The 3244-nt window shown below is 39.2% G+C and carries 3 protein-coding genes and 1 pseudogene; 1 reads left to right on the top strand and 3 read right to left on the bottom strand.

What is annotated here, in order from left to right:
* A partial coding sequence (locus DYY66_RS12280) for a hypothetical protein (protein ID WP_166289907.1) occupies window positions 1-954 on the top strand: 954 nt, incomplete at its 5' end.
* 6 nt (window positions 955-960) lie between these two features.
* Here DYY66_RS12280 and DYY66_RS16765 read toward each other — a convergent pair.
* From DYY66_RS16765 to DYY66_RS12265, 3 genes and pseudogenes are all read right to left on the bottom strand, one after another.
* Window positions 961-1866, bottom strand: a pseudogene (locus DYY66_RS16765) (serpin family protein); the annotation flags it as partial.
* Window position 1867: 1 nt separating this feature from the next.
* Window positions 1868-2156 (bottom strand): serpin family protein (locus DYY66_RS16760; protein ID WP_394352660.1); only part of this gene is annotated, 289 nt, incomplete at its 3' end.
* A gap of 371 nt (window positions 2157-2527) precedes the next feature.
* Window positions 2528-3244: NAD(P)-dependent alcohol dehydrogenase (locus DYY66_RS12265; protein ID WP_255496482.1), on the bottom strand; the 717-nt coding region annotated here is incomplete at its 5' end.

Genomic DNA, 3244 nt, shown 5'->3' with positions numbered 1-3244 from the left:
GATGCAACATATGCCCAAGTACTTGTAAGTCTGGTCAAGTATGGATTTGCAGTTGTTCTATTGCATCCGCAGGACTATGCCAACAAGCATTCTGGATTTGTATATGATAATGTGATCAACCAGACACAGATTCATGAGCTTGACTTGTTGATAGACGAAATCCAAAATGATGGATACAAGTTGGTCTCAATTGATGACATTCCAAAGAATGCACACTATGAGACAAAATATCCAAAGTGGCTTGATAAAGACTTTGAGTGGTTTGCCAAGGATGAGATAACAGATAGTGAAATAATAAATTCTGTCAAGTATCTACAAAATATACAAACAATTCAGACAGGTCTTGTCAGCACAAAATATCCATTGCATGAAAATATTCGGGCAACATATTTTTGGATAGGTGAATCTGCTGATTCTGATAACCAATACATCAGCAATTTATCAAGCGCTTGGGATGAGGATTGGGTACATCACTATGGTGGAGTCGATGATCCTAAAAATAGGGATAACTATATGCCATCTGCATTTACTCCAAAAGAGAATCCGTTTTACTTTGCCTTACCATACAATGATTTCAATGACGATGGAACTCGCAGGGCAGATGCATATAGTACTGTATACTGGTCTGGGGAGCAACAATGGAATGATTCTCAATCCATGTTGAAAAATAGATGGATAGAAATAACAAAAGGAGACAAGACTGCATATGCCCAGTGGGAGGACACTGGACCTTTTGTGTATAATGATTCGGCCTATGTATTTGGCGATGCACAACCAAGCAATGCTGTAAACCATGGTGTAGGTCTTGATGTCTCCCCCGCAGTCAAGGACTATCTGAGTCTGTTAAATGGAAAAAATGTTGTATCGTGGAGGTTTGTTGATTTTAGTGATGTTCCAGACGGTCCATGGAAAGATATCATCACAACATCTCAAATATTTCATTTTGAACACTGATTATTTTCAAGATGTTATGTTTGCTGGATTTACAACCTGTCCCATAAACAGGACAAGGCCTGTCTGATCATCATAAATCATAAAGACAAATGGGTGGTCTGCCCTGAAGGTGTATTTTGAAAGCGGCATGGCTGTAGATTGAAAGACAGCACCTGTAGCGGCTGCAGCCTCTGTTCCCTTTTCGTCTACCTTGACAAAGGCTTGGTGTACTGCCGTACTGATTGAAAATTCCTTGGTTCCGCTGATTCCTGTAAAGTCTGCATCATTTGGAGAAAAGGCGGATGGCATTCCCATTGATGGTAGGTAGTCGTTTAGGATGTACTTTGTATCAAGTGAAAATTTTGGCATGTATACCATGACTGACTCTGTTGTCATGTTTCCATTCCATTGCTGTAATTTTTCTACAGAGAGTGAATTTTCAAGTGATCTTAGATCGTTACTCTTTGGTAATAGTACTATCATGGATAGATGTCCTCCCTGATATGGCATCTTGAGTGCCTGGATGTTGTTATCTTCAAAATATGGAAAACTTGCAGTCGTTGTCATCATTGGTGTTTTTACGATTTTGTTTCCAGACGTTGTAAAGTTCTGGTTGCTTGTACCTTGTGCCTCAAATTGGTTTGTCCAGTTTCCTTTAAAGTAGATTGCATTTGTAAGTACGACTCGACTGTTTTCGTTTATTGATCCTTGTGGCAGAAGGTCAACTATCTTTTGGTCTGTCTTGTTCTCTACCCATGTGTTTATTATTTTTCTTGAATTCTCCGAGTCGCCCTTTAGATCAAGGTTTGTCACATTGGCTCCATAGTATTGTTTTATGGTATCTTTGTAGGTTGAAAACACTGGATAATCATTTTGAATCCACAATGCATTTGCTATATCTAGTTTGTACTGTTGGCTTGGACTGTTTAGCTCNCTTTGTAGGTTGAAAACACTGGATAGTCATTTTGAATCCATAACGCGTTTGCTATATCCAGTCTGTACTGTTGGTTTGGGTCGTTTAGTTCTGAATTAATTCTGCTTATCCCATTTTTACGAGAAATGTCATCTTGTACAAAATGAAAGACTGATTCCATCTCATCGCTTGTTGTACCACGCGCACCTTCGTATATCATTGAAAATGCGTTTGTGATACTATATGGTGAGAAAAAGACATTTCCATTATCCTGTCCTAGTATCTTTGATAAAAATTCAAAACCAAACATGTTGTTTGCATCAGATGGGTTTTGTGCAACTAGCGTGTTCTGGTTGACACTGATTGTACCCCAACCGCGCTCCGCAAGTATCTTTGCCGTTTGTGATTTTACACATGCGGGATGACCATCTTCAGTCCTGATTACTAGAGTGAAATACTGGATACATATTATTTTGTCAATTGATGTTCCTGACTTGAACTGTACAAGTGGCGAGCTTGTCAGTTTTATTGGTGTTCCAATCTGTGCATATGCACCGTTTTGTGCTAATGCAGATGTCGCCAAGATTATAATTGCAAATACTGCAAAACACAGAGATTTCAATGTATGAAAAGCGCTTGCATTATTTAAAAAACTAGTGTAGCTTTTCTCTTTGATGTAATCTAGTTTTGTTCTAATGATTTTATGTCAATTACAAATCTGTATCTGACATCGCTGCTGAGTACTCGCTTGTATGCCTCATTTACTTTTTGAATTGGAATTAGTTCAATCTCACTTGCAATGTTATTCTTGCCACAAAAGTCAAGCATCTCCTGTGTCTCCTTGATTCCTCCGATGAGTGAGCCTGCAAGACTGCGTCTGCCTGCAACAAGTGAGAACGATCCAACCGGTGTCTGTTTTTCTGGAATCCCTACAACTACCATGGCACCATCTAGTGCTAAAAGCTCAAGGTACTGGTTCCAGTCAAGTTCTGCAGATACCGTATTGATTATCAAGTCAAAGTATCCCTTTAGTTTTTCAAACGTCTGAGGATCTGATGTGGCATAAAAATAATCTGCACCAAGCTTTTTTCCATCTGCTTGTTTTTTAAGAGAATGGCTAAGAACTGTAACTTCTGCGCCAAGTGCATGTGCAATTTTTACTCCCATATGTCCTATTCCGCCAAGGCCGATGATTGCAACTTTTTTTCCTGGACCTGCATTCCAGTGTCTCAGTGGGGAATAGAGTGTGATTCCTGCACATAAAAGCGGTGCTGCCTTGTCTAGTGGTAAAGATTCTGGAATTTTTAGTACATAATTTTCATCTACGACAATTTTATTTGAATATCCTCCCTGTGTTATGGTGCCATCCTTTTCAGTTCCGTTGTATGTTGTAACCAT

It is taken from the genome of Candidatus Nitrosotalea sp. FS (assembly GCF_011319475.1).
Taxonomy (GTDB): Archaea; Thermoproteota; Nitrososphaeria; order Nitrososphaerales; family Nitrosopumilaceae; genus Nitrosotalea.
The sequence above is the reverse complement of the archived record's forward strand: the minus strand, read 5'-3'. Positions and strand labels throughout refer to the sequence as shown.